Origin of the sequence: Mycobacterium canetti CIPT 140010059 (genome assembly GCF_000253375.1) — a bacterium.
GTDB lineage: Bacteria > Actinomycetota > Actinomycetes > Mycobacteriales > Mycobacteriaceae > Mycobacterium > Mycobacterium tuberculosis.
The window spans coordinates 1,636,496-1,658,041 of record NC_015848.1 but is presented as its reverse complement, the minus strand read 5'-3'; the positions used below and the strand labels follow the sequence as shown (position 1 = coordinate 1,658,041).

Sequence of the window (21,546 nt, the reverse complement as noted above, 5' to 3'; positions counted from 1 at the left end):
TGCTGGTTATGGGGATTTTGACCTGGAATCGGACAGGGTCGCGGCGCGACCCTTATCTGGCAGGAGTGTGACCTGCCGAAGGGGCAGGGGCGTGGCGGGAGGTCTGTGATGTCGTTGGTGATCGTGACTCCGGAGTCGGTGGCGGCCGCGGCCTCGGATGTGGCGCGCATCGGGTCGGGGTTCGGCGCGGCCAATGCGGCGGCGGCGGGGTCGACCACCAGCGTGCTGGCCGCGGGCGCCGATGAGGTGTCGGCGGCGATCGCGTTGCTGTTTGGTAGCTATGCTCGGGAGTATCAGGCGATCAGCACGCAGGTGGCGGCGTTTCATGACCGATTTGTGCAGACGTTAAGCGCCGCGGTCGGGTCGTATGTCAGCGCGGAGGCGACCAACGCCGCACCGTTGGCGACGCTGGAGCACAACGTGCTCAATGCCCTCAATGCGCCCACCCAGGCGTTGCTGGGTCGCCCGTTGATCGGTGATGGGGCCGCTGGAGCACCCGGCACCGGGCAGGCCGGCGGGGCCGGCGGGATCTTGTGGGGCAACGGTGGGGCCGGCGGCTCGGGCGCGCCCGGCCAGGTCGGCGGGGCCGGCGGGGCCGCCGGGTTGTTCGGCATCGGCGGGGCCGGTGGGGCCGGTGGGGCCGGCGCCGCCGGTGGGGCCGGGGGTAGCGGCGGCTGGCTGCTGGGCAATGGTGGGGTCGGCGGGGCCGGCGGGCAGGGCCTGCTGGGCGGGGCAACCGGCGGGGCCGGCGGCAACGCCGGGTTGTTCGGGACCGGCGGAACCGGCGGGCCCGGCGGGCCCGGCGGGCCCGGCGGGGTCGGCGGTACCGGTGGTGCCGGTGGCCTGGGCGGGACCCTCTACGGGGCCGGCGGGCACGGAGGTGCCGGCGGGCCCGGCCCGATCGGTGGTGTGGGTGGACACGGCGGTGTCGGGGGTGCGGCCGGGCTGTTGGGCGTGGGCGGGCACGGTGGTGCCGGCGGACACGGCGCGGAGGGTGTGGCCGGCGCAGCCGGTGAGGACTTGTCCCCGCACGGTACGTCCGGTGGGGTCGGCGGCGACGCCGGCGATGGCGGCACCGGAGGGCGGGGCGGCTGGCTGGCCGGCGCCGGTGGGGCCGGCGGGGCCGGTGGGGTTGGCGGGACCGGCGGGGCCGGCGGGGCCGGATTTTCTCGTGCCTTGATTGTCGCTGGGGATAACGGCGGTGATGGTGGTAACGGCGGGATGGGCGGGGCTGGCGGGGCTGGCGGCCCCGGCGGGGCCGGCGGCCTGATCAGCCTGCTGGGCGGCCAAGGCGCCGGCGGGGCCGGCGGGACCGGCGGGGCCGGCGGTGTTGGCGGTGACGGCGGGGCCGGCGGCCCCGGCAACCAGGCCTTCAACGCAGGTGCCGGCGGGGCCGGCGGCCATGGCGGTGACCCCGGCGCCGGCGGGGCCGGAGGCACCGGCGGAGCCGGCTCCACGATCGGTGCCCACGGCGCGGCCGGGGCCAGCCCCACCAGCGGCGGCAACGGCGGGGCCGGCGGCAACGGCGCCCACTTCTCATCGGGCGGCAAAGCCGGCGGTAACGGCGGGGCCGGCGGGGCCGGCGGGCTGGTCGGCAACGGCGGCGTCGGAGGTGCCGGCGGCAACGGCGCCCCCGGTGCCCCGCCTTCTGGCGGCGACCCTAACGGCGGTGGCGGCGGAGCTGGCGGCGCTGGCGGTAAGGGCGGCGACGGCGGAGCCCAAGCAGGCGACGGCGGTGCTGGCGGCGCCGGCGGTAAGGGCGGCAACGGCGGCAACGGCGCCACCGGCGCCAACGGCCTTAACGGCCTGGGGGCAGGCGCGGATGGCACCGACGGCGGCAAGGGCGGCAACGGTGGAGCCGGCGGTGGCGGTGGAGCCGGTGTGCAAGGCGGTAAGGCGCTTGCAGCCACCCACCAGGACGGCAGCATGGGTGCCGGCGGGGCCGGCGGCAACGGCGGCGCCGGCGGCATGGGCGGTGATGGCGGCAACGGTGCCAAGGGCACGTTCGATAACGGCGGCGATGGAGTTGGTGGCAACGGCGGCAACGGCGGTAGCCGCGGCATCGGTGGTGCTGGTGGGATCGGCGGCGCCGGATCCACCGCGGGTGCAGACGGTGCCCGCGGCGCCACCCCGACCAGCGGCGGCAACGGCGGCACCGGCGGTGACGGCGCGAACGCCACCGTCGCCGGCGGGGCCGGCGGGGCCGGCGGCAAGGGCGGCAACGGCGGGCTTGTTGGTAATGGCGGGGCCGGCGGCAAAGGCGGGGACGGCATGGCTGGTGTCGCCGGTTCCTCGCCCACCACCGCGGGCGAATCCGGCACGAGCGGCCAGACCGGCGGGGCTGGCGGGGCCGGCGGGGCCGGCGGCCGGGGCGGAGACTTCGGGGGCGACGGCGGGGCCGGTGGTGCCGGCGGCAACGGCGCCGACGGTGGGGCCGGCGGCAACGGCGCCCACGGCGCCAACGCCACCTTCACGCCGGGCGCCAAGGGCGGCGACGGTGGCCACGGCGGGCCCGGCGCGCAAGGCGGCCAAGGCGGCCAAGGCGGGGCCGGCGGTGCTGCGGGCATCGGTGGCCAAAACGGCATCCAGGGTGTCGGCGGGGCCGGCGGGGCCGGCGGGGCCGGCGGGCTCGCCGGTGACGGCGGCAACGGCGCCAACGGCAACTTCGCCTTCGGCGATGGTAACGGCGCTAACGGCGGTAACGGCGGCAATCCCGGCGCCGGCGGGCAGGGCGGTAGCGGTGGCGCTGGCTCTACCCCAGGCGCCAAGGGCGCCGACGGGGCCACTCCAACCAGCGGCGGCGACGGCGGCGACGGCGGCAACGGCGGCAACTCCCCGGTGGTCGGCGGCACGGGCGGCACTGGCGGCAACGGCGGCAACGGCGGCAGCGCCGGCACGGGCGGCAACGGCGGCCGCGGCGGCGACGGCGCGTTTGGTGGCATGAGTGCCAACGCCACCGACCCTGGTGAAAACGGGCCAAACGGTAACCCCGGCGGCAAGGGTGGCGCCGGCGGGGCCGGCGGGGCCGGCCTGCACGGCGGTAACGGTGGCGCCGGCGGCAACGGCGGCCTCGGTGGATTCGGCGGCAACGGCGCCGCCGGTGCCAACGGCGTGGCCGTGGGTGCGCCCGGACAGCCCGGCGGTGCCGGCGGGCACGGCGGCGCCGGCGGGGCCGGCGGGGCCGGCGGCAACGGCGGTCAAGGCGTAGTCAGCGACGGCGCGGGCGGTGCCGGTGGGGCCGGCGGCGCCGGCGGTGCTCCCGGTGACGGGGCCAACGGCGGCAACGGCCAGGGAGCAGGGGCCTTCGCCGGCGGCGGCGGCGGGCGAGGCGGCGACGGCGGCAACGCCGGCACCGCCGGTGCCGGCGGCCCCGGCGGCACCGGCTCCACCGCAGGCAAGGCGGGGCCGGCCGGCAGCATCCTGCACGACGGCGGCAACGGCGGTCACGGCGGCCACGGCGCTCCCAGCGGTGGCAACGGCGGCTTCGGCGGCCCCGGCGGCCCCGGCGGTAACGGCGGCAACGGCGGCAACGGCGGCACCGGCGCCAACGGCGGCAACGGTGGCATCGGCGGCACTGGCGGCGACGGCGGCACTGGTGCCAACGGCATCCTCGCCGTCAACGAGGGCAGAGGCGGCAGCGGCGGAGAGGGCGGCAACGGCGGCGACGGCGGCAACGGCGGCCAGGGCCTCACTGGCGCCGGCGGTGCCGGCGGAAACGGCGGTACACCCGGCAAGGGCGGCAACGGTGGCAACGGCGCCGCCACCAACGAATTCATGCCGGCTGGTAATGGCGGCGACGGGGGCCGCGGAGGCGATGCAGGACTTGGCGGTTCCGGCGGCCCGGGTGGCACCGACGGCGCCCGGCCCGCCGGCGGCACCGGCGGCAACGGCGGCACGGGCGGCAGCGAACTCGTCGGCAGGGTCGGCGCCACTGGCGGGAACGGCGGCGGGGGCGGCGAAGGTAGCACCGGCGGCACAGGCGGCGCTGGGGGCACCGGCGGCACCGGCGGCAACGGCGCTCTGGGCGCTGGCCCTGGGATGGGTGGCGACGGAGGTAAGGGCGGCACTGGAGGCATTGGTGTAAGCGGCCCAGGTGGCCGGGGCGGGATGGGTGGCTCCGGCGGCACCGGCGGCACCGCCCTCCCACCGCCCGTTGGAAACGGCATCGGTGCGACCGGTGGCCACGGGGGCCAGGGCGGAACGGGCGGCTTCAGCGACCCCTTTGATGGTGGCCCCGGCAGCCTCGGTAGCCCGGGATCCATCGCCACAGGTACCGGCGGCGGCGCCGGTGGCGGCGGTGGCTTCGGCGGGCTCGGCGGCGGCGAACTCCCGTAGACTCCGAGGCTCCCCACGCCGACATGCCGCGATGCTTCTTCCGGTCGGGCGGTACCCACCAACGTCCCGCCATGGGATCGGCAGGCGCACCGGCTTGCCCGGCTCGCCGACGCGAGGCCCGGCGAACGGCATCACCAGCGCCGGCCAACCGATGATGCCGGTGATCGCCGACCAACCGATTATCACCGCGATTAAGCCGGCCGCCCGACCCGCACCACACTTCTGCGACGTACGGTATTCGACGTAGCCCCAGCAGCAGAGCCGCAGGGTCGATGACGGTGATTTTTCGGCATATCGGCACCGAATGCGAAGCGTGGGTAGCGCGCGGGTTACGTTTCACAGGGCCCGGATGGGTACCCGGATATGCGGCACTGCAAGCGCCGGGATTCCCGCACTAGGGTGAGGACTGATCATCTTGCTGACTCGAGGACTGAATTTGTGACCACACTCGAAGAGATCTCCGCGCTTACCCAACCGCGCCATCCCGACGACTGGACCGAGATCGATTCGGCTGCCGTCGACACCATCCGGGTCCTGGCCGCCGATGCCGTCCAAAAGGTCGGCAACGGTCATCCTGGAACGGCGATGAGCCTAGCTCCGTTGGCTTACACGCTGTTTCAGCGGACAATGCGCCACGATCCCAGCGACACACACTGGCTGGGCCGCGACCGGTTCGTGCTCTCGGCCGGGCACAGCAGCCTGACCCTCTACATCCAGCTCTACCTCGGCGGCTTCGGCCTGGAACTGTCCGACATTGAGTCGTTGCGCACCTGGGGATCCAAGACCCCCGGACACCCGGAGTTCCGCCACACCCCCGGCGTTGAGATCACCACCGGCCCGCTGGGGCAGGGCCTGGCGTCGGCGGTCGGGATGGCGATGGCCTCGCGCTACGAGCGCGGCCTGTTCGACCCGGACGCCGAACCGGGCGCCAGCCCCTTCGACCACTACATCTACGTCGTCGCCTCCGACGGTGACATTGAAGAAGGGGTGACCTCGGAGGCGTCGTCGCTGGCCGCGGTCCAGCAACTGGGCAACCTCATCGTGTTCTATGACCGCAACCAGATCTCGATCGAGGACGACACCAACATCGCGCTGTGTGAGGACACCGCGGCCCGCTACCGCGCCTATGGCTGGCACGTGCAGGAGGTTGAGGGCGGTGAGAACGTCGTCGGCATCGAGGAGGCCATCGCCAACGCGCAGGCGGTCACCGACCGGCCCTCGTTCATCGCGCTGCGCACCGTCATCGGCTATCCGGCGCCGAACCTGATGGACACCGGCAAGGCGCACGGCGCGGCCCTGGGCGACGACGAGGTGGCCGCAGTCAAGAAGATCCTCGGCTTCGATCCGGACAAGACGTTCCAGGTCCGCGAGGACGTCCTCACCCACACCCGAGGGCTGGTGGCCCGCGGCAAACAGGCCCACGACCAATGGCAGCTCGAATTCGATGCCTGGGCGCGGCGTGAACCCGAGCGCAAGGCGCTGCTGGACCGGCTGCTCGCGCAGAAGTTGCCCGACGGCTGGGACGCCGACTTGCCCCACTGGGAACCGGGGTCCAAGGCGCTGGCCACCCGCGCGGCCTCGGGTGCGGTGCTGTCCGCGCTCGGGCCGAAACTGCCCGAGTTGTGGGGCGGTTCGGCCGACCTGGCGGGCAGCAACAACACAACGATAAAGGGCGCCGATTCCTTTGGCCCGCCCTCGATTTCCACCAAGGAATACACCGCGCACTGGTATGGTCGCACCCTGCACTTCGGTGTTCGCGAGCACGCGATGGGCGCCATCCTGTCCGGCATCGTGCTGCACGGCCCCACCCGAGCCTACGGCGGCACCTTCCTGCAGTTCTCCGACTACATGCGCCCCGCGGTGCGGCTGGCGTCGCTGATGGACATCGACACCATCTACGTGTGGACGCACGACTCGATCGGGCTCGGCGAAGACGGGCCCACCCACCAGCCGATCGAGCACCTCTCGGCGCTGCGCGCGATCCCCCGGCTGTCGGTGGTGCGCCCGGCGGACGCCAACGAGACGGCCTACGCCTGGCGCACAATCCTGGCCCGCGGCAACGGCAACGGGCCCGTCGGGTTGATCCTGACCCGCCAAGGTGTGCCGGTGCTGGACGGCACCGACGCCGAGGGGGTTGCCCGCGGCGGGTACGTGCTGAGTGACGCCCCTGGCCTGCAACCGGGCGAGGAACCCGACGTCATTCTCATCGCCACCGGCTCGGAGGTGCAGCTGGCGGTCGCGGCGCAGACGTTGTTGGCCGACAACGACATCCTCGCTCGGGTGGTGTCGATGCCGTGCCTGGAGTGGTTCGAGGCCCAACCCTACGAGTACCGCGACGCGGTGCTGCCCCCGACGGTGTCGGCGCGGGTGGCCGTCGAAGCCGGCGTCGCGCAATGCTGGCACCAGCTGGTTGGCGACACGGGCGAGATCGTCTCGATCGAGCACTACGGCGAATCCGCGGACCACAAGACCTTGTTCCGCGAGTACGGCTTCACTGCCGAGGCCGTGGCCGCCGCCGCCGAACGAGCGCTGGATAACTGAGGAAGGGTGATTACCGATGACCGCTCAGAACCCCAACCTGGCCGCATTGAGCGCCGCGGGGGTATCGGTGTGGCTGGATGACCTGTCGCGGGACCGGCTGCGCTCGGGCAATCTGCAGGAGCTGATCGACACCAAGAGCGTCGTCGGGGTGACCACCAACCCGTCGATCTTTCAGAAGGCGCTGTCGGAGGGCCACACCTACGACGCCCAGATCGCCGAGCTGGCCGCGCGCGGCGCCGACGTGGATGCCACCATCCGCACCGTCACCACTGACGACGTGCGCAGCGCGTGCGACGTGCTGGTCCCCCAGTGGGAGGACTCCGACGGGGTCGACGGCCGGGTGTCGATCGAGGTCGACCCGCGGCTGGCACACGAAACCGAAAAAACGATCCAACAGGCAATCGAGCTGTGGAAGATCGTCGACCGGCCGAACCTTTTCATCAAGATCCCGGCCACTAAGGCCGGTCTGCCCGCCATCAGTGCCGTTCTGGCGGAAGGGATTTCGGTCAACGTTACGCTGATCTTCTCCGTGCAGCGGTACCGCGAGGTGATGGACGCCTACCTGACCGGGATGGAAAAGGCCCGGCAAGCCGGACACAGCCTGTCCAAGATCCATTCGGTGGCATCGTTTTTCGTCTCCCGGGTGGACACCGAAATCGACAAGCGGCTGGACAGAATCGGCTCGCGGCAAGCGCTCGAACTGCGCGGCCAGGCCGGTGTCGCCAATGCCCGCCTGGCCTATGCCGCCTACCGGGAGGTCTTCGAAGACAGCGATCGTTATCGGTCCCTCAAGGTCGACGGCGCCCGGGTCCAGCGCCCGTTGTGGGCTTCCACCGGCGTGAAGAACCCCGATTACTCGGACACCCTCTACGTCACCGAGTTGGTCGCCCCACACACCGTGAACACTATGCCGGAAAAGACAATTGACGCCGTCGCTGATCATGGCGTGATCCAAGGCGACACGGTCACCGCAGCCGCATCCGATGCCCAGGCGGTGTTCGACCAGCTGGGGGCGATCGGCATCGACCTCACCGACGTGTTTGCCGTCCTCGAGGAGGAAGGCGTGCGGAAGTTCGAGGCCTCCTGGAACGAGCTACTCCAGGAAACCCGGGCGCATCTCGACACCGCTGCCCAATGAAACCGGCCCACGCCGCGGCGTCGTGGCGCAACCCGCTACGAGACAAGCGGGACAAGCGATTACCCAGAATCGCCGGCCCGTGCGGCATGGTGATTTTCGGCGTCACCGGCGACCTGGCCCGCAAGAAGGTGATGCCGGCCGTCTACGATTTGGCCAACCGCGGCCTGCTGCCGCCCACATTCTCGCTGGTGGGGTTTGCCCGCCGAGACTGGAGCACCCAGGATTTCGGTCAAGTGGTGTACAACGCCGTCCAAGAGCACTGCCGAACACCGTTTCGGCAACAGAACTGGGACCGGCTGGCCGAGGGATTCCGTTTTGTGCCAGGCACTTTCGACGACGACGACGCGTTCGCCCAACTCGCCGAGACGCTGGAGAAGCTCGACGCCGAGCGCGGCACCGGCGGCAACCACGCCTTCTACCTGGCGATCCCGCCCAAATCCTTCCCGGTGGTGTGTGAGCAGCTGCACAAGTCCGGCCTGGCCCGCCCGCAAGGCGACCGGTGGAGCCGAGTCGTGATAGAGAAGCCGTTCGGCCACGACCTGGCCAGCGCACGCGAGCTGAACAAGGCGGTCAACGCGGTCTTCCCGGAGGAAGCGGTCTTCCGCATCGACCACTACCTGGGCAAAGAGACGGTGCAGAACATCCTGGCGCTGCGGTTCGCCAACCAGCTGTTCGACCCGATCTGGAATGCGCACTACGTCGACCACGTACAGATCACCATGGCCGAAGACATCGGCCTGGGCGGGCGCGCGGGCTATTACGACGGCATCGGCGCGGCCCGCGATGTCATCCAGAACCATCTCATGCAGCTGCTGGCGCTGACCGCGATGGAGGAGCCGGTCAGCTTCCACCCGGCAGCGTTGCAGGCCGAGAAGATCAAGGTGCTCTCGGCCACCCGCCTTGCCGAGCCACTCGACCAGACCACCAGCCGCGGCCAGTACGCCGCCGGCTGGCAAGGCGGGGAGAAGGTGGTTGGGCTGCTCGACGAGGAGGGGTTCGCCGAGGACTCCACCACCGAAACCTTCGCCGCTATCACCCTGGAAGTCGATACGCGCCGGTGGGCCGGCGTGCCGTTCTATCTGCGAACGGGAAAACGATTGGGCCGCCGGGTGACCGAGATCGCTCTGGTCTTCAAGCGGGCGCCGCATCTGCCGTTCGACGCCACCATGACCGACGAGCTGGGCACCAACGCGATGGTCATCCGCGTGCAGCCCGACGAAGGTGTCACATTGCGGTTCGGCTCCAAGGTGCCGGGCACCGCCATGGAAGTCCGCGACGTCAACATGGACTTCTCCTACGGCTCGGCATTCGCCGAAGATTCACCGGAGGCCTACGAGCGGCTCATCCTCGACGTCCTGCTCGGCGAGCCCTCGCTGTTTCCGGTCAACGCGGAGGTCGAACTGGCGTGGGAGATCCTCGATCCAGCGTTGGAACATTGGGCGGCACACGGGACGCCCGACGCCTACGAGGCAGGTACCTGGGGTCCGGAATCATCCTTGGAGATGCTGCGCCGCACCGGCCGGGAATGGCGGCGGCCATAGTGATCCGCGCCGGCGACGATGCAGAGCGAAGCGATGAGGAGGAGCGGCGCAGATGATTGTCGACTTGCCCGACACCACCACCACCGCGGTCAACAAGAAGCTCGACGAGCTGCGCGAAAAGATCGGCGCCGTCGCGATGGGCCGGGTACTCACGCTCATCATTGCGCCGGACAGCGAAGCCATGCTGGAAGAGTCCATCGAGGCGGCCAACGACGCCAGCCATGAGCATCCCAGCCGCATCATCGTAACGATGCGGGGCGATCCGTACGCCGACAGACCGCGGCTGGACGCACAACTGCGGGTCGGCGCTGACGCCGGCGCCGGCGAGTTTGTGGTGCTGCGGCTGTCCGGGCCACTGGCCGGCCACGCCGACAGCGTCGTTATCCCCTTCCTGCTGCCCGACATCCCGGTGGTGGCGTGGTGGCCCGACATCGCACCGGCGGTGCCAGCACAGGATGCGTTGGGCAAGTTAGCAATTCGGCGCATCACCGACGCCACCAACGCAATCGACCCGCTGTCGGCCATCAAGAGCCGGCTAGCCGGCTACGGCGCCGGCGACACCGATCTGGCCTGGAGCCGCATCACCTATTGGCGTGCGCTGCTCACGTCGGCCGTCGACCAGCCGCCACACGAGCCGATCGAGTCGGCGCTGGTGTCCGGCTTGAAGACCGAACCGGCGCTCGACGTCCTAGCCGGCTGGCTAGCCAGCCGGATCGAAGGTCCGGTGCGACGGGCGGTCGGCGAACTCAAAGTCGAGCTGGTGCGCAACAGCGAGACCATCGTGCTAAGCCGTCCCCAGGAGGGAATCACGGCCACCCTGACCCGGACAGGCAAGCCCGACGCTCTGGTTCCTTTGGCGCGCAGGGTAACCGGTGAGTGCCTAGCCGAAGACCTGCGCCGGCTGGACCCCGACGAAATCTACTGCGCCGCGCTCGAGGGAATCAAGAAGGTGCAGTACCGGTGAGCAGTAGCATCGAGATCTTCCCCGATAGCGACATTCTGGTCGCGGCCGCGGGTAAGCGCTTGGTTGGCGCCATCGGGGCCGCGGTGGCGGCCAGAGGGCAGGCGCTGATCGTGCTGACCGGGGGCGGCAACGGGATTGCGCTTCTGCGCTACCTCAGCGCCCAAGCACAGCAGATTGAATGGTCCAAGGTGCACCTGTTCTGGGGCGACGAACGCTACGTTCCCGAAGACGATGACGAGCGCAATCTCAAGCAGGCCCGGCGGGCGTTGCTCAATCACGTCGACATTCCATCGAACCAGGTGCACCCGATGGCCGCCAGTGATGGTGACTTCGGCGGCGATCTGGACGCCGCGGCCCTGGCCTACGAACAGGTGCTGGCCGCCAGTGCCGCACCAGGTGACCCGGCGCCGAATTTCGACGTCCACCTGCTGGGCATGGGGCCCGAGGGCCACATCAACTCGCTGTTCCCGCACAGCCCCGCCGTCCTCGAGAGCACCCGCATGGTGGTGGCGGTCGACGACTCGCCGAAACCGCCGCCACGCCGAATCACCTTGACCCTGCCGGCGATTCAGCGTTCCCGCGAGGTGTGGCTGCTGGTTTCCGGGCCGGGTAAGGCCGACGCCGTGGCCGCGGCCATCGGCGGCGCCGATCCGGTTTCGGTACCGGCGGCCGGGGCCGTCGGGCGTCAGAACACGCTCTGGCTGCTGGACCGCGACGCCGCCGCCAAGCTTCCGGGTTAACCGCGTCAGGGTCATAATGACCGTCATGGCAGACAGAAGCGGCCGCCCAGCGCCCGTGCGACGGCGAATGAAAACCCTCACCCAGGCCGCATTGAACGCCGACAAGACGGTGGAGCAGGTCGAAGACGTCCTTGACGGTCTGGGTAAGACCATGGCCGAGCTGAACAGCTCGCTGTCACAGCTGAACAGCACCGTGGAGCGCTTGGAGGACGGTCTGGACCATCTCGAAGGTACCCTGCACAGCCTGGACGAGCTCGCGAAACGGCTCATCGTGTTGGTCGAGCCGGTGGAAGCCATCGTCGATCGGATCGACTACATCGTGAGCCTCGGCGAAACGGTGATGTCACCGCTGTCGCTCACCGAGCACGCGGTTCGCGGCGTGTTGGACCGGCTCCGAAACCGGACCGTGCACGAGCCGACGAACTGAGGCGGGTCATCGAGGAGCTGGAGGTCCCTACGCGTTCTCGCGGAACCCGATGTTCCTCGGCCAGGCAACGATCTGGGCAGGTTGGGCGATCCTCTGTGGCAGGCTCCCGGTAGCCACCGGCCTCGCCGTATTCGTCTGCATTTGGTTCGTCGCGTCTCCGTAAGGCGTTTCAGTGGCCTTCGAGGTCGCGCTTCCCCACCCGAAGACACCGAGTGCGGCGCCTGCGACCACGATGACCGAGAGAAAGGTCAGCGGCCCTGACAGAGCAGCTGCGCGGAATCAGTAGCTTCGCGGCAGCGCCGCGACCATCGCCTCGACCTGGGCCCGGGTGAGAACCGTGATGCTGGAGTCTGATAGTCCCAGAATCCTGTCGATTACCAGGCCGTGCTGAATCTGGTTGTCAGGACAGTGATTGCATGATCTCGGGCTGATCCCTTTACCCACACCTTCCGATGTCACCCGCATCAACAGAGGCCGGAACAAATTCTCGCCCGCATTGACGATCTGCCACCTCTGCATCGCAGAACTCAACCCGGGACGGAACGGACTTTAGGCAGCCACCGAGGCGAGGGAGACGTAGCCCCATCGCGCCGCGTGGTCGGATACGCTGAACCGGTGCTCATTGAACGGCAAAGCGTCGTCGCCGCGCCTGCCGAGCAGGTGTGGCAACGGGTCGTCACCCCGGAGGGCATCAACGATGAGTTGCGCCCGTGGATGACGATGTCGGTGCCTCGCGGCGCGAAAGGGATAACCGTCGACACGGTGCCGATCGGCGCGCCGATCGGACGTGCCTGGCTGCGACTGTTCGGTGTGTTGCCATTCGACTATGACCGGCTCAGCATCGCCGAGCTCGAGCCGGGACGGCGGTTTCGCGAGGATTCGACGATGCTGAGCATGCGGCAATGGCAGCACGAACGCACCGTGACGCCCGAGGGTGACACGAAAACGATTGTCCGCGACCGCATCACGTTCCAGACGCGTGCCGGACTCAGGTTTGCCGCGCCGCTCATCGCGGCAGGGTTGCGCGCGCTCTTCGGTCACCGGCACCGTCGGCTGCAGCGACACTTCGCTCAGGGCTAGTGGCGCACGTGGTGCTCACCCGTGCTGCGACTCGCAGCCGACACCGGCAGGGCACACGAACGTCGAGTCGTTCGGTCCATTGCGGCGTTTCGCGCCCAACAAGTCGACGTCCGGCGCTAAGCCAGCCGCGGTGGCTCGTGGGCGCGCACCGGCGGCAGTTCGCCGGTGAACCTCTCGATCTGGACCAAGACATGCTGTCCAGTGCTGCCGTGGGCCAGTGACGACGAGCCGGAATCGTTGCTCAGCGCATTGGGATTGCCGTGCACGCACATGGAGTCCGGGTCGCGCGGATCGGCGGGATCGAACCACGCACCGGTGGACAGTTGCACCACCTGGGGCCGTAGCCCGTCGTCGATCACCACACCCGCCAGGCAGGCGCCGCGGTCGTTGAACACGCGCACGATGTCGCCGTCAGTAAGCTCACGGGCCGCGGCGTCATCCGGGTGAATCCGGATCGGTTCTCGTCCACGGATTTTCGATGCCATGCTGGCGCCGCCGTGATCGAGCTGGCTGTGCAGTCGGGTCCGCGGCTGGTTGGCGATCAGATGCAGCGGATATAGCGCGGACCGCGGCCCGCCTAGCCATTCGGACGGTTCATACCAGGTGGGGTGCCCGGCACAGTCCGGCAAGGCAAACGCGTCGAGCGTGTCCGAGAAGATCTCGATCCGCCCGCTGGGTGTCCCCAACGGATGGGCCGCCGGGTCGGCCCGGAAATCGGCAAGCCACGTCAAACCGGTTCTGGTCGGTAGTTCCAGCCGGCCGGTCCGCCAGAATTCGGCGAATGACGGCACCGGGAAATCCAGCTCGGCCGACCACTTGTCGTACATGTGCTCGAGCCACTCGCGCGCGCTGCGGCCCTCGGTGAATTGCTTGCCGAACCCCAGCCGGTGGGCCAACGCGGAGAACGTGTGGTAGTCGTCGCGGGCGTTGGCATACGGCGGCACCATCGCAGGCATTGCGATCAAGGTGGGATTGGTCTTGCTGGCGGCGAAGTCGTCGCGCTCGAAACTGGTGGTGGTTGGCACCACAATGTCGGCGTGTTTGGCCATCGCGGTCCAATACTGTTCGTGTACCACGATCGTGTCTACCCGAGACAGTGCACGACGCAGCCGCGGCAGGTTCTGGTGGTGGTGGAACGGATTTCCACCGGCCCAGTAGACGCACTTGATGTCGGGCAGCTCCAGCAATCGGCCGTTGTAGGCCAGCCGCTGGCCGGGCCGCTGCAGCAGCTCACTGATCGCCGCCACCGGAATGAACGTCGACACCGGATTGTTGCCTTGCGGCAATGCCGGCAGGCCGCACGCCAACGGCGGGTTGCCGACGCCGTTGCTGCTGTAGCCGTGACCGAAACCCCCTCCGGGAAGCCCGATCTGGCCCAGCATCGCCGCTAGGGTCGCGGCCATCCACACGGTCTGCTCGCCGTGCTCTATCCGCTGTAACGACAGACTGGTGGTGATCAGAGTCCGGTGCTCGGCCATCCGGCGGGCCAGATCTCGCAGATCGCCGGCGGCGAGCCCGGACAGCGCGGCGGCCCATTCGGGTGTCTTGGGAATCCCATCATCCAGGCCCAGCAGGTAGCGCTCGAAGCGTTCGTAGCCGGTGCAATAGCTGCCAAGGAACGCGCGATCGGCCAGCGACTCGGTGGCCAGCACGTATGCCAGCCCGAGCATGATCGCCACATCGGTGCCAGGCACCGGCGCAAGCCAGCGACATCGATCGTCGAGCGGACCGGCGATCGCGGTGATGTCGTCACGTAGCGGGCTGACCGACACCAGCCGACCGCCGCGAGCCCGGTACCGGCCGACGTAGTCGCGGTCCGGATGAGCGGTGGTACCGCCGGGCATCACCGCGGTGTTCTTCACCGGCAATCCGCCGAACGCCACCAACAGCGCGGTGTGGTCGACGATGACATCCCAGGTCGTGGTCTCGGCCAGGGCTTCGAACAGGGCCGCGCCGACGATATGCGGGAAGATCACTTCGGACGCGCCGGCGCTGTAGCTGTGCCGGGATGCGGTGTACCCGCCGAGCATGTTGAGGAACCGGTGCACCTGGCTTTGCGCGTGGTGGAACCGTCCGGCGCTGGCCCAGCCGTAGGAGCTGCCATAGATCGCCTCGTTGCCGTAGCGGTCGACGGTACGGCGCAGCTCGGAAGCCAGCAGCTCGATCAACTCGTCCCAGCTGACCTCCACGAACTCTTCGGCGCCGCGAGCCGAGCTGGGCCCCGGGCCATGCTGCAGCCATCCGCGCCGTACGGCGGGGTTGGCGATGCGGCTGCGGTGACGTACCGCGCCGGGCAGGTTTTGCAGCTGCGGAGCCGGGTTGGTGTCACTGGCGAGCGCGGCCACGGCCGCAATGTCGCCGCCGTGCACCCGAGCGGTGAACACGCCCCAGTGCGTTGCCGACGTATAGACCTGCATTTGCCGCAGTCTAGTGCGGCAACCTAGCAGCTAGTTGAGCTCAGAAATGGTAAGCATGTCGATTGTTTTGCGTCGCAACGATGGCACCAGGTTTTAGACTGCAGCGATGTCGAACGTGATGGTAGTCCCGGGAATGTTGTCAGCGGCGGCAGCGGATGTGGCGAGCATCGGTGCGGCGCTTAGCGCGGCCAACGGAGCCGCGGCACCCTCGACGGCTGGTGTCCTGGCCGCCGGGGCCGATGAGGTGTCGGCGGCCATCGCGTCGTTGTTTTCTGGCTACGCCCGCGACTATCAGGCGCTCAGTGCCCAAATGGCCGGATTTCATCAACAGTTCGTGCAGGCCTTAACCGCGAGCGTGGGCTCGTATGCCGCCGCCGAGGCCGCCAACGCCTCCCCCTTGCAGGCCCTCGAACAACAGGTGCTCGCGGCCATCAACGCGCCCACCCAGACACTGCTGGGGCGTCCGCTGATCGGCAACGGCGCCGACGGGCTGCCCGGTCAAAACGGTGGGGCCGGCGGGTTGCTGTGGGGCAACGGCGGGAACGGCGGAGCCGGCGACGCCGCCCACCCCAACGGCGGCAACGGCGGGGATGCCGGAATGTTCGGTAACGGCGGGGCCGGCGGTGCCGGTTACAGCCCGGCGGCCGGAACCGGCGCGGCCGGTGGAGCCGGCGGCGCCGGTGGAGCCGGTGGCTGGCTAAGCGGCAACGGCGGCGCCGGCGGCAACGGCGGTACTGGCGCCAGCGGCGCCGACGGCGGCGGCGGCCTCCCCCCCGTCCCCGCCAGCCCTGGCGGTAACGGCGGTGGCGGTGGTGCCGGTGGTGCTGCTGGGATGTTCGGCACCGGCGGCGCCGGTGGGACCGGCGGGGACGGCGGCGCCGGCGGTGCCGGCGACAGTCCTAACAGCGGTGCCAACGGCGCCCGTGGCGGCGACGGCGGCAACGGCGCTGCGGGTGGGGCTGGTGGCCGGCTGTTCGGCAATGGCGGCGCCGGCGGCAACGGCGGCACCGCTGGCCAAGGTGGCGACGGCGGCACGGCGCTAGGGGCTGGCGGCATCGGCGGCGACGGCGGCACCGGCGGCGCCGGTGGTACTGGCGGCACAGCTGGCATCGGCGGCAGCAGCGCCGGCGCCGGCGGCGCCGGCGGCGACGGCGGCGCCGGCGGCACCGGCGGCGGCAGCTCAATGATCGGCGGCAAAGGCGGTACCGGCGGCAACGGCGGCGTCGGTGGCACCGGCGGCGCCAGCGCATTGACCATCGGCAATGGCAGCAGCGCCGGCGCCGGCGGCGCTGGCGGCGCAGGCGGCACCGGCGGCACCGGCGGCTATATCGAAAGCCTCGACGGCAAAGGCCAAGCCGGCAACGGCGGCAACGGCGGCAACGGCGCCGCGGGTGGGGCAGGCGGAGGCGGCACCGGCGCCGGCGGTAACGGCGGCGCCGGCGGCAACGGCGGTGACGGCGGGCCCAGCCAAGGTGGCGGCAATCCCGGCTTTGGCGGCGACGGCGGCACCGGCGGACCTGGCGGCGTCGGTGTGCCCGACGGGATCGGCGGCGCCAATGGCGCGCAAGGAAAGCACGGGTGACCGGTCAGGCCGACTAACCACTGTTTCTGAGCGCGCTGGCCAGCCCGGTCATGGTCAGCAGAATCCTGCGCTGCACCAAGTCGTAATCGGCAATGAGCTACCGCTTCCCCCGGTCCGGTCGGCGGTAGCCGACCAGCGCTAGCGGTATTTGATGAGCAACGCCACGCCGATGATGGACACCAGCCAGATGCCGGTAACGAACAGCGTCAACCGGTCCAGGTTCTTCTCCACCACCGTCGAGCCGGACAAGCTTGACTGCACACCACCGCCGAACAGTGTCGATAGCCCGCCACCCTTGGCCCGGTGCAGCAGTACTAACAACACCACCAGCACGCTCGTGACGATCAGCGTGATCTGCAGGGCCAATTCCATGACGGGTAGCGTACTCCCCCGAACCTGCGGCAGCGGACCGAAGCCTGCCGCGTAGAACCCAGGCCGTCGCGCCTCATCGGCTTTGAGGCGTGCACTGACCGCGGCTGTCACGCCTGCCACCGGCGCTTCCCTTGCGAGGGAATACGCACATGGCGAGGCTCGACGCCGTGGCGCTGTCGCGATTCCGTTCGTGGCCAAACATGCCGATCCGGGCATGACTTCAACCGAGTTGTGGCGCAGAGAAGGGCAAAATGTGTATTCCCCCGCTGCTGAGACCACTGTGACGGCTGTAGCTTCCTACCGATAAGCAACGATGTCCGCTGAATTCGCCCCAGGCTTACGCAGTAAGAGTGTCGATCGAACAAACACCGAAAGGGCCATGCAGATGAGCGCATCCAACGCATTCGTCGAAGGGTTCGCCAACTTCTGGAAGGCGCCGTCGCCGGATAGACTGACCGATCACCTTCATCCCGACGTAGTCCTGATACAGCCACTGTCACCGCCGAGGCACGGCCTGGCGGCGGCCCAGCGGGAGTTCACCCGGATTCTGGGTTTGCTGCCTGACCTGCACGGGGAAGTTGACCGGTGGAGCCAAGCAGGCGACGTGGTGTTCATCGAGTTCCGGCTGATAGCACGGCTCGGCCGCGAGGTCGTCGAGTGGCCAGTCGTCGATCGGTTCCTGCTGCGTGGCGACAAGGCCGTAGAACGGGTGAGCTATTTCGACTCGCTCCCACTGTTGATCAAGGTACTCAAGCATCCGTCGGCCTGGCGTGGCTGGTTGACAACCATGCGAGGCCGGGCTTGACGTCGAAATGACGGCCAGCAGGCGCTCGGACCACACGGACGCGACGCGTCGAGCCCTCGTCGACGCTGGCCGTTACCTATTCGCGCGGCGCGGCTATGGTGACGTCTCGATCGAAGACATCGTCACCCGTGCCCGAGTCACCCGTGGCGCCCTGTACTACCACTTCGACAGCAAGAAAGATCTGTTCCAGACGGTACTCGAGGTTGTCGAAGCCGACCTGGTCGCCGACGTCGGAGCCGCCATGGCGAAGGTCACCGACCGTTGGGATCTGCTGGTCGTCGGCTCTCGAACGCGGGATGGCGACCGGGGTGATTCGGCGCGTACCGTTGCCGCCACTTTCGCATCTGCTGCTGGCCGCGCTAACCGAATCCGCGCTGCAGATCGCGGACGCGACGGACAAAGACCGGACCAGAGTCGAGGTCGAACGCGCATTTATGGCCCTACTCGAAGGTCTACGGGTGTAGCACGCCCGCGATCCGCTACGGCAACGGACCACCGGCCGCGATCGCGGCCAGCGTCGCGAACTGCTCCCCGTCCAGCGACGCCCCGCCGACCAGGCCACCGTCGACGTCGTCCTGGGCCACGATGTCGCCGACGTTTTTGGCGTTCACCGAGCCGCCGTAGAGCACCCGCACCGTATCGGCAATCCTCGGCGAGGCCAACGAGGCCAACTCTTTTCGGATCGCCGCACACACCTCCTGCGCGTCGGCGGCGCGGGCCACCCGCCCGGTGCCGATCGCCCAGACCGGTTCGTAGGCGATGACGACGCTGCCGATCTGCTCGGCCAATAGCCCGGCCAGCGATCCACGCAACTGTTCGATGTTGTGGGCCACATGATTTCCCGCCTCGCGGACGTCGAGGTGCTCGCCAATACACACGATTGGGGTCAGGCCATGCTTGAGTGCGGTGGCGGCTTTGGCGGCCACCAGCGCGTCATCCTCGTTGTGATAGGTGCGCCGCTCGGAGTGCCCGACGACAACGTAACTGCACCCCAGCTTGGCCAGAAAGGCGCCGCTGACGTCACCCGTATAGGCGCCGGAGTCATGTGGTGACAAGTCTTGTGCACCATAGGTCAACCGCAGCTTGTCGCCGTCGACCAGGGTTTGCACGCTGCGCAGGTCGGTAAACGGCGGGATCACCGCGACGTCAACCCGGTCGTAATACTTGTCCGGCAACGAGAACGCGATCTTTTGCACCAGCGCGATCGCCTCGTAGTGGTTGAGGTTCATCTTCCAGTTGCCGGCTATCAGCGGCTTGCGGCTCACAAAACTCCTCCGGTTGGCTGCTCACGGCTCAGTACCTCGATGCCGGGAAGCGTCTTGCCCTCAAGGTATTCCAGCGAGGCTCCGCCGCCGGTGGATATGTGTGAGAAGGCGCCCTCGGGGATGTTCATCGCGCGCACTGCGGCCGCGGAGTCACCGCCGCCGACCACGCTGAACGCCCCTTTGCCGGTCGCGGCGACGATTGCCTCGGCGATGCCTCTGGTGCCGGCCGCATAAGCCGGGAACTCGAACACTCCCATCGGCCCGTTCCAGAAGATGGTCCCGGCGTTGGACAGCAGCGTGCTGAACCGTTTGATCGATCCCGGCCCGATATCCAGGCCCATCAAGCCATTGGGGACAGCGCCGACGTCGACCGTCTGGGGCGGCGAGTCGGCGGCGAACTTCTCCGTGACCACTAGATCCACGGGCAGCCGCAACACGTCGTGATAGGTTTCCAGCAGCCCGCGACAGACTTCGATCATGTCGTCTTCCAGCAGCGATGTACCAACCGAAAATCCCTGTGCAGCAAGGAATGTGAAGCACATTCCGCCGCCAATCACAATGCTGTCCGCCTTGGTCGCCAGCGACTCGATGACACCCAGCTTGTCGGATACCTTTGATCCGCCGAGCACTACCGCATAGGGCCGCTGGGTCGAGCTGGTCAACTGCTCCAGTACCCGCATTTCGTCGGCGACCAGCGTGCCGGCGTAGTGCGGCAACAGGGTTGCGATGTCATAGACCGAGGCTTGCTTGCGGTGCACCACCCCAAAGCCGTCGGAGACGAAAACGCCTCCCGTTCCGACCAGTTCGACCAGCTGCTTGGCCAGTGCCCGCCGGTCGTCATCGTTCTTGCTGGTTTCGCGTTTGTCGAAGCGGATGTTCTCCAGCAGCAGGATGTCGCCGCCGGTGAGCCCCTCGGCGCGGGCCAGCGCATCGGCGCCGACAACGTCTCCAGCCAGCTGGACGTGCCGGCCGAGTTGCTCACCCAGCGCCACGGCGACCGGCGCCAGCGACAGTGTCGGGTCCGGCCCGTCCTTGGGACGTCCCAAGTGCGCGGCAACCACCACCTTGGCGTCGGCGTCGAGCAACGCCTTCAACGTCGGCGCCGACGCGATGATGCGGCCCGCATCGGTAATGGTGCCGTCCTCGTCGAGCGGAACGTTGAGATCGGAGCGCACCAGCACTCCACGCCCCGAAACACCTTCGGCGAGTAGATCCTTGAGGTTTGCAACGCTCATGGCTAGAGCGACTTGCCGACCAGCGTGACCAGATCAACCAGGCGGTTGGAGTAGCCCCACTCGTTGTCGTACCACGACACCACCTTGGCCTGGTCGTCGATGACTTTGGTCAACCCAGAGTCGAAAATCGAACTGTGCGGGTCGGTGACGATGTCGCTCGAGACGATCGGCGCGTCGTAGTACTTCAGAATGCCCTTGAGCCTGCCTTCGGCCGCGGCTTTGAACGCCGCGTTGATCTCATCGACACTGGCCCGTGTGGATAAGTCGACCGTAAGGTCGGTGACCGAGCCGGTGGGGATCGGCACCCGCAGCGCATAACCGTCGAGCTTGCCCTTTAGCTGCGGCATCACCAGGCCGATGGCCTTGGCCGCGCCGGTGGAGGTCGGCACGATGTTCAGCGCGGCGGCGCGGGCGCGACGCAGGTCCTTGTGCGGCCCGTCCTGCAGGTTCTGATCCTGAGTGTAGGCGTGGATGGTGGTCATCAGGCCCTTGACGATGCCGAACTCATCGTCGAGCACTTTGGCCAGCGGCGCAAGGCAGTTCGTGGTGCACGACGCATTGGAGATGATGTTCTGGCTGCCGTCATACTTGTCGTCGTTAACTCCCAGGACGATGGTGATGTCCTCGTCGGTGGCGGGCGCAGAGATGATCACCTTCTTGGCGCCGGCGTCCAGGTGGCCTTTGGCTTTGGCCGCATTGGTGAACAGGCCGGTGGATTCGACGACGACGTCGACGCCGAGGTCTCCCCATGGCAATGCCGCCGGCCCCTCCCGGACCGCGAGCGCCTTGATTTTCGCGCGGCCGACGACGATGGTGTCGTCGCCTTCGAGGCCGACATCGCAAGGCAGCCGGCCCAGAATCGAGTCGAATTTGAGCAGATGCGCCAGCGTGCTGTTGTCGGTGATGTCGTTGGCGGCGACCACCTCCACGTCGGCGGTGCCCTGCTCCTGTTGGGCCAGTAAGGCCCGGTAGAAGTTGCGTCCGATTCGACCAAACCCGTTGATGCCTACTCGGACCGTCACTTGTCTCTCCTCGGCTTATTTGTTGTCATCCTTGTTGGCTAAACAACCACTGGCCGTCAGCCTAGATCAGTGACACCCGCCG

General features: G+C 68.8%; 17 protein-coding genes and 2 pseudogenes. 13 read left to right on the top strand and 6 right to left on the bottom strand.

Annotated features, from left to right (window positions below; all coding sequences use genetic code 11):
• Nucleotides 1–108 precede the first annotated feature (108 nt).
• The 8 genes and pseudogenes from MCAN_RS07725 to MCAN_RS24110 form a co-directional block, all read left to right on the top strand.
• Nucleotides 109–4,335: a PE family protein gene (locus MCAN_RS07725; protein WP_014000776.1), complete on the top strand. Its 4,227-nt coding sequence runs from the start codon at nt 109–111 to the stop codon at nt 4,333–4,335.
• 438 nt (nt 4,336–4,773) lie between these two features.
• Nucleotides 4,774–6,876, top strand: a complete 2,103-nt coding sequence (tkt, locus tag MCAN_RS07715; protein WP_014000775.1) for a transketolase — start codon at nt 4,774–4,776, stop codon at nt 6,874–6,876.
• A gap of 16 nt (nt 6,877–6,892) precedes the next feature.
• Nucleotides 6,893–8,014 carry a transaldolase gene (tal, locus tag MCAN_RS07710; RefSeq protein WP_014000774.1) on the top strand — a complete coding sequence of 374 codons (1,122 nt, stop codon included), beginning with the start codon at nt 6,893–6,895 and terminating at the stop codon, nt 8,012–8,014.
• Entirely contained in the window at nt 8,011–9,555 is a 1,545-nt protein-coding gene (zwf, locus tag MCAN_RS07705) for a glucose-6-phosphate dehydrogenase (protein ID WP_014000773.1), read from the top strand. The genes tal and zwf overlap by 4 nt, the downstream gene beginning before the upstream one ends.
• A 52-nt stretch (nt 9,556–9,607) precedes the next feature.
• Nucleotides 9,608–10,519, top strand: coding sequence for a glucose-6-phosphate dehydrogenase assembly protein OpcA (opcA, locus tag MCAN_RS07700; RefSeq protein ID WP_003407437.1), 912 nt, complete (start codon nt 9,608–9,610; stop codon nt 10,517–10,519).
• Complete coding sequence (gene pgl / locus MCAN_RS07695) at nt 10,516–11,259, top strand: 6-phosphogluconolactonase (RefSeq protein WP_014000772.1); 744 nt, start codon at nt 10,516–10,518, stop codon at nt 11,257–11,259. Before opcA ends, pgl begins: the two co-directional genes overlap by 4 nt.
• A 16-nt stretch (nt 11,260–11,275) precedes the next feature.
• On the top strand, nt 11,276–11,686 hold the full coding sequence (locus tag MCAN_RS07690) for a hypothetical protein (protein ID WP_014000771.1): 411 nt from the start codon (nt 11,276–11,278) through the stop codon (nt 11,684–11,686).
• Nucleotides 11,687–11,702: 16 nt separating this feature from the next.
• A pseudogene (locus tag MCAN_RS24110) lies at nt 11,703–11,849 on the top strand (methyltransferase); the annotation flags it as partial.
• A gap of 116 nt (nt 11,850–11,965) precedes the next feature.
• On the opposite strand, the gene MCAN_RS23955 reads toward MCAN_RS24110, so the two are convergent.
• On the bottom strand, nt 11,966–12,205 hold the full coding sequence (locus MCAN_RS23955) for a hypothetical protein (RefSeq protein WP_003407426.1): 240 nt from the start codon (nt 12,203–12,205) through the stop codon (nt 11,966–11,968).
• 96 nt (nt 12,206–12,301) lie between these two features.
• On the opposite strand from MCAN_RS23955, the gene MCAN_RS07675 reads away from it, so the two are divergent.
• Nucleotides 12,302–12,766: a hypothetical protein gene (locus MCAN_RS07675; RefSeq protein ID WP_041179874.1), complete on the top strand. Its 465-nt coding sequence runs from the start codon at nt 12,302–12,304 to the stop codon at nt 12,764–12,766.
• A gap of 116 nt (nt 12,767–12,882) precedes the next feature.
• Here MCAN_RS07675 and MCAN_RS07670 read toward each other — a convergent pair whose 3' ends face one another.
• Nucleotides 12,883–15,183 carry a molybdopterin guanine dinucleotide-containing S/N-oxide reductase gene (locus MCAN_RS07670; protein ID WP_014000769.1) on the bottom strand — a complete coding sequence of 767 codons (2,301 nt, stop codon included), beginning with the start codon at nt 15,181–15,183 and terminating at the stop codon, nt 12,883–12,885.
• A 106-nt stretch (nt 15,184–15,289) separates the two neighbouring features.
• Between MCAN_RS07670 and MCAN_RS07665 the strand changes: the two genes are divergently transcribed.
• Nucleotides 15,290–16,765 carry a PE family protein gene (locus tag MCAN_RS07665; protein ID WP_014000768.1) on the top strand — a complete coding sequence of 492 codons (1,476 nt, stop codon included), beginning with the start codon at nt 15,290–15,292 and terminating at the stop codon, nt 16,763–16,765.
• A 138-nt stretch (nt 16,766–16,903) separates the two neighbouring features.
• Here the strand turns inward: MCAN_RS07665 and secG are convergent, their stop codons facing one another.
• Nucleotides 16,904–17,137: a preprotein translocase subunit SecG gene (gene secG / locus MCAN_RS07660; RefSeq protein WP_003407407.1), complete on the bottom strand. Its 234-nt coding sequence runs from the start codon at nt 17,135–17,137 to the stop codon at nt 16,904–16,906.
• Between the two features lie 379 nt (nt 17,138–17,516).
• Between secG and MCAN_RS07655 the strand changes: the two genes are divergently transcribed.
• From MCAN_RS07655 to MCAN_RS23505, 3 genes and pseudogenes are all read left to right on the top strand, one after another.
• On the top strand, nt 17,517–17,942 hold the full coding sequence (locus MCAN_RS07655; RefSeq protein WP_014000767.1) for a nuclear transport factor 2 family protein: 426 nt from the start codon (nt 17,517–17,519) through the stop codon (nt 17,940–17,942).
• Between the two features lie 7 nt (nt 17,943–17,949).
• Nucleotides 17,950–18,072 (top strand): annotated as a pseudogene (locus MCAN_RS24105) (TetR/AcrR family transcriptional regulator); the annotation flags it as partial.
• A gap of 136 nt (nt 18,073–18,208) precedes the next feature.
• A complete protein-coding gene (locus MCAN_RS23505; RefSeq protein ID WP_225038033.1) occupies nt 18,209–18,406 on the top strand; it encodes a transcriptional regulator in 198 nt (65 codons plus the stop codon).
• Between the two features lie 15 nt (nt 18,407–18,421).
• Here MCAN_RS23505 and tpiA read toward each other — a convergent pair whose 3' ends face one another.
• From tpiA to gap, 3 genes are read right to left on the bottom strand one after another with little or no spacing between them, the layout of a single operon-like run.
• Nucleotides 18,422–19,207: a triose-phosphate isomerase gene (gene tpiA / locus MCAN_RS07645; protein WP_014000766.1), complete on the bottom strand. Its 786-nt coding sequence runs from the start codon at nt 19,205–19,207 to the stop codon at nt 18,422–18,424.
• Nucleotides 19,204–20,442, bottom strand: a complete 1,239-nt coding sequence (locus MCAN_RS07640) for a phosphoglycerate kinase (protein ID WP_014000765.1) — start codon at nt 20,440–20,442, stop codon at nt 19,204–19,206. Before MCAN_RS07640 ends, tpiA begins: the two co-directional genes overlap by 4 nt.
• A gap of 2 nt (nt 20,443–20,444) precedes the next feature.
• Complete coding sequence (gene gap / locus MCAN_RS07635) at nt 20,445–21,464, bottom strand: type I glyceraldehyde-3-phosphate dehydrogenase (protein ID WP_003407390.1); 1,020 nt, start codon at nt 21,462–21,464, stop codon at nt 20,445–20,447.
• Nucleotides 21,465–21,546: the final 82 nt, after the last annotated feature.

Excerpts from the sequence above, each read along its gene's own strand:
- MCAN_RS07690 (WP_014000771.1), top strand. The coding sequence starts at position 11,276 with ATGACCGTCATGGCAGACAGAAGCGGCCGCCCAGCGCCCGTGCGACGG.
- opcA (WP_003407437.1), top strand. The coding sequence starts at position 9,608 with ATGATTGTCGACTTGCCCGACACCACCACCACCGCGGTCAACAAGAAG.
- zwf (WP_014000773.1), top strand. The coding sequence starts at position 8,011 with ATGAAACCGGCCCACGCCGCGGCGTCGTGGCGCAACCCGCTACGAGAC.
- secG (WP_003407407.1), bottom strand. The coding sequence starts at position 17,137 with ATGGAATTGGCCCTGCAGATCACGCTGATCGTCACGAGCGTGCTGGTG.
- MCAN_RS07670 (WP_014000769.1), bottom strand. The coding sequence starts at position 15,183 with ATGCAGGTCTATACGTCGGCAACGCACTGGGGCGTGTTCACCGCTCGG.
- MCAN_RS07725 (WP_014000776.1), top strand. The coding sequence starts at position 109 with ATGTCGTTGGTGATCGTGACTCCGGAGTCGGTGGCGGCCGCGGCCTCG.
- MCAN_RS07655 (WP_014000767.1), top strand. The coding sequence starts at position 17,517 with ATGCAGATGAGCGCATCCAACGCATTCGTCGAAGGGTTCGCCAACTTC.
- MCAN_RS07665 (WP_014000768.1), top strand. The coding sequence starts at position 15,290 with ATGTCGAACGTGATGGTAGTCCCGGGAATGTTGTCAGCGGCGGCAGCG.
- MCAN_RS23955 (WP_003407426.1), bottom strand. The coding sequence starts at position 12,205 with ATGCAGAGGTGGCAGATCGTCAATGCGGGCGAGAATTTGTTCCGGCCT.
- MCAN_RS07640 (WP_014000765.1), bottom strand. The coding sequence starts at position 20,442 with ATGAGCGTTGCAAACCTCAAGGATCTACTCGCCGAAGGTGTTTCGGGG.
- tal (WP_014000774.1), top strand. The coding sequence starts at position 6,893 with ATGACCGCTCAGAACCCCAACCTGGCCGCATTGAGCGCCGCGGGGGTA.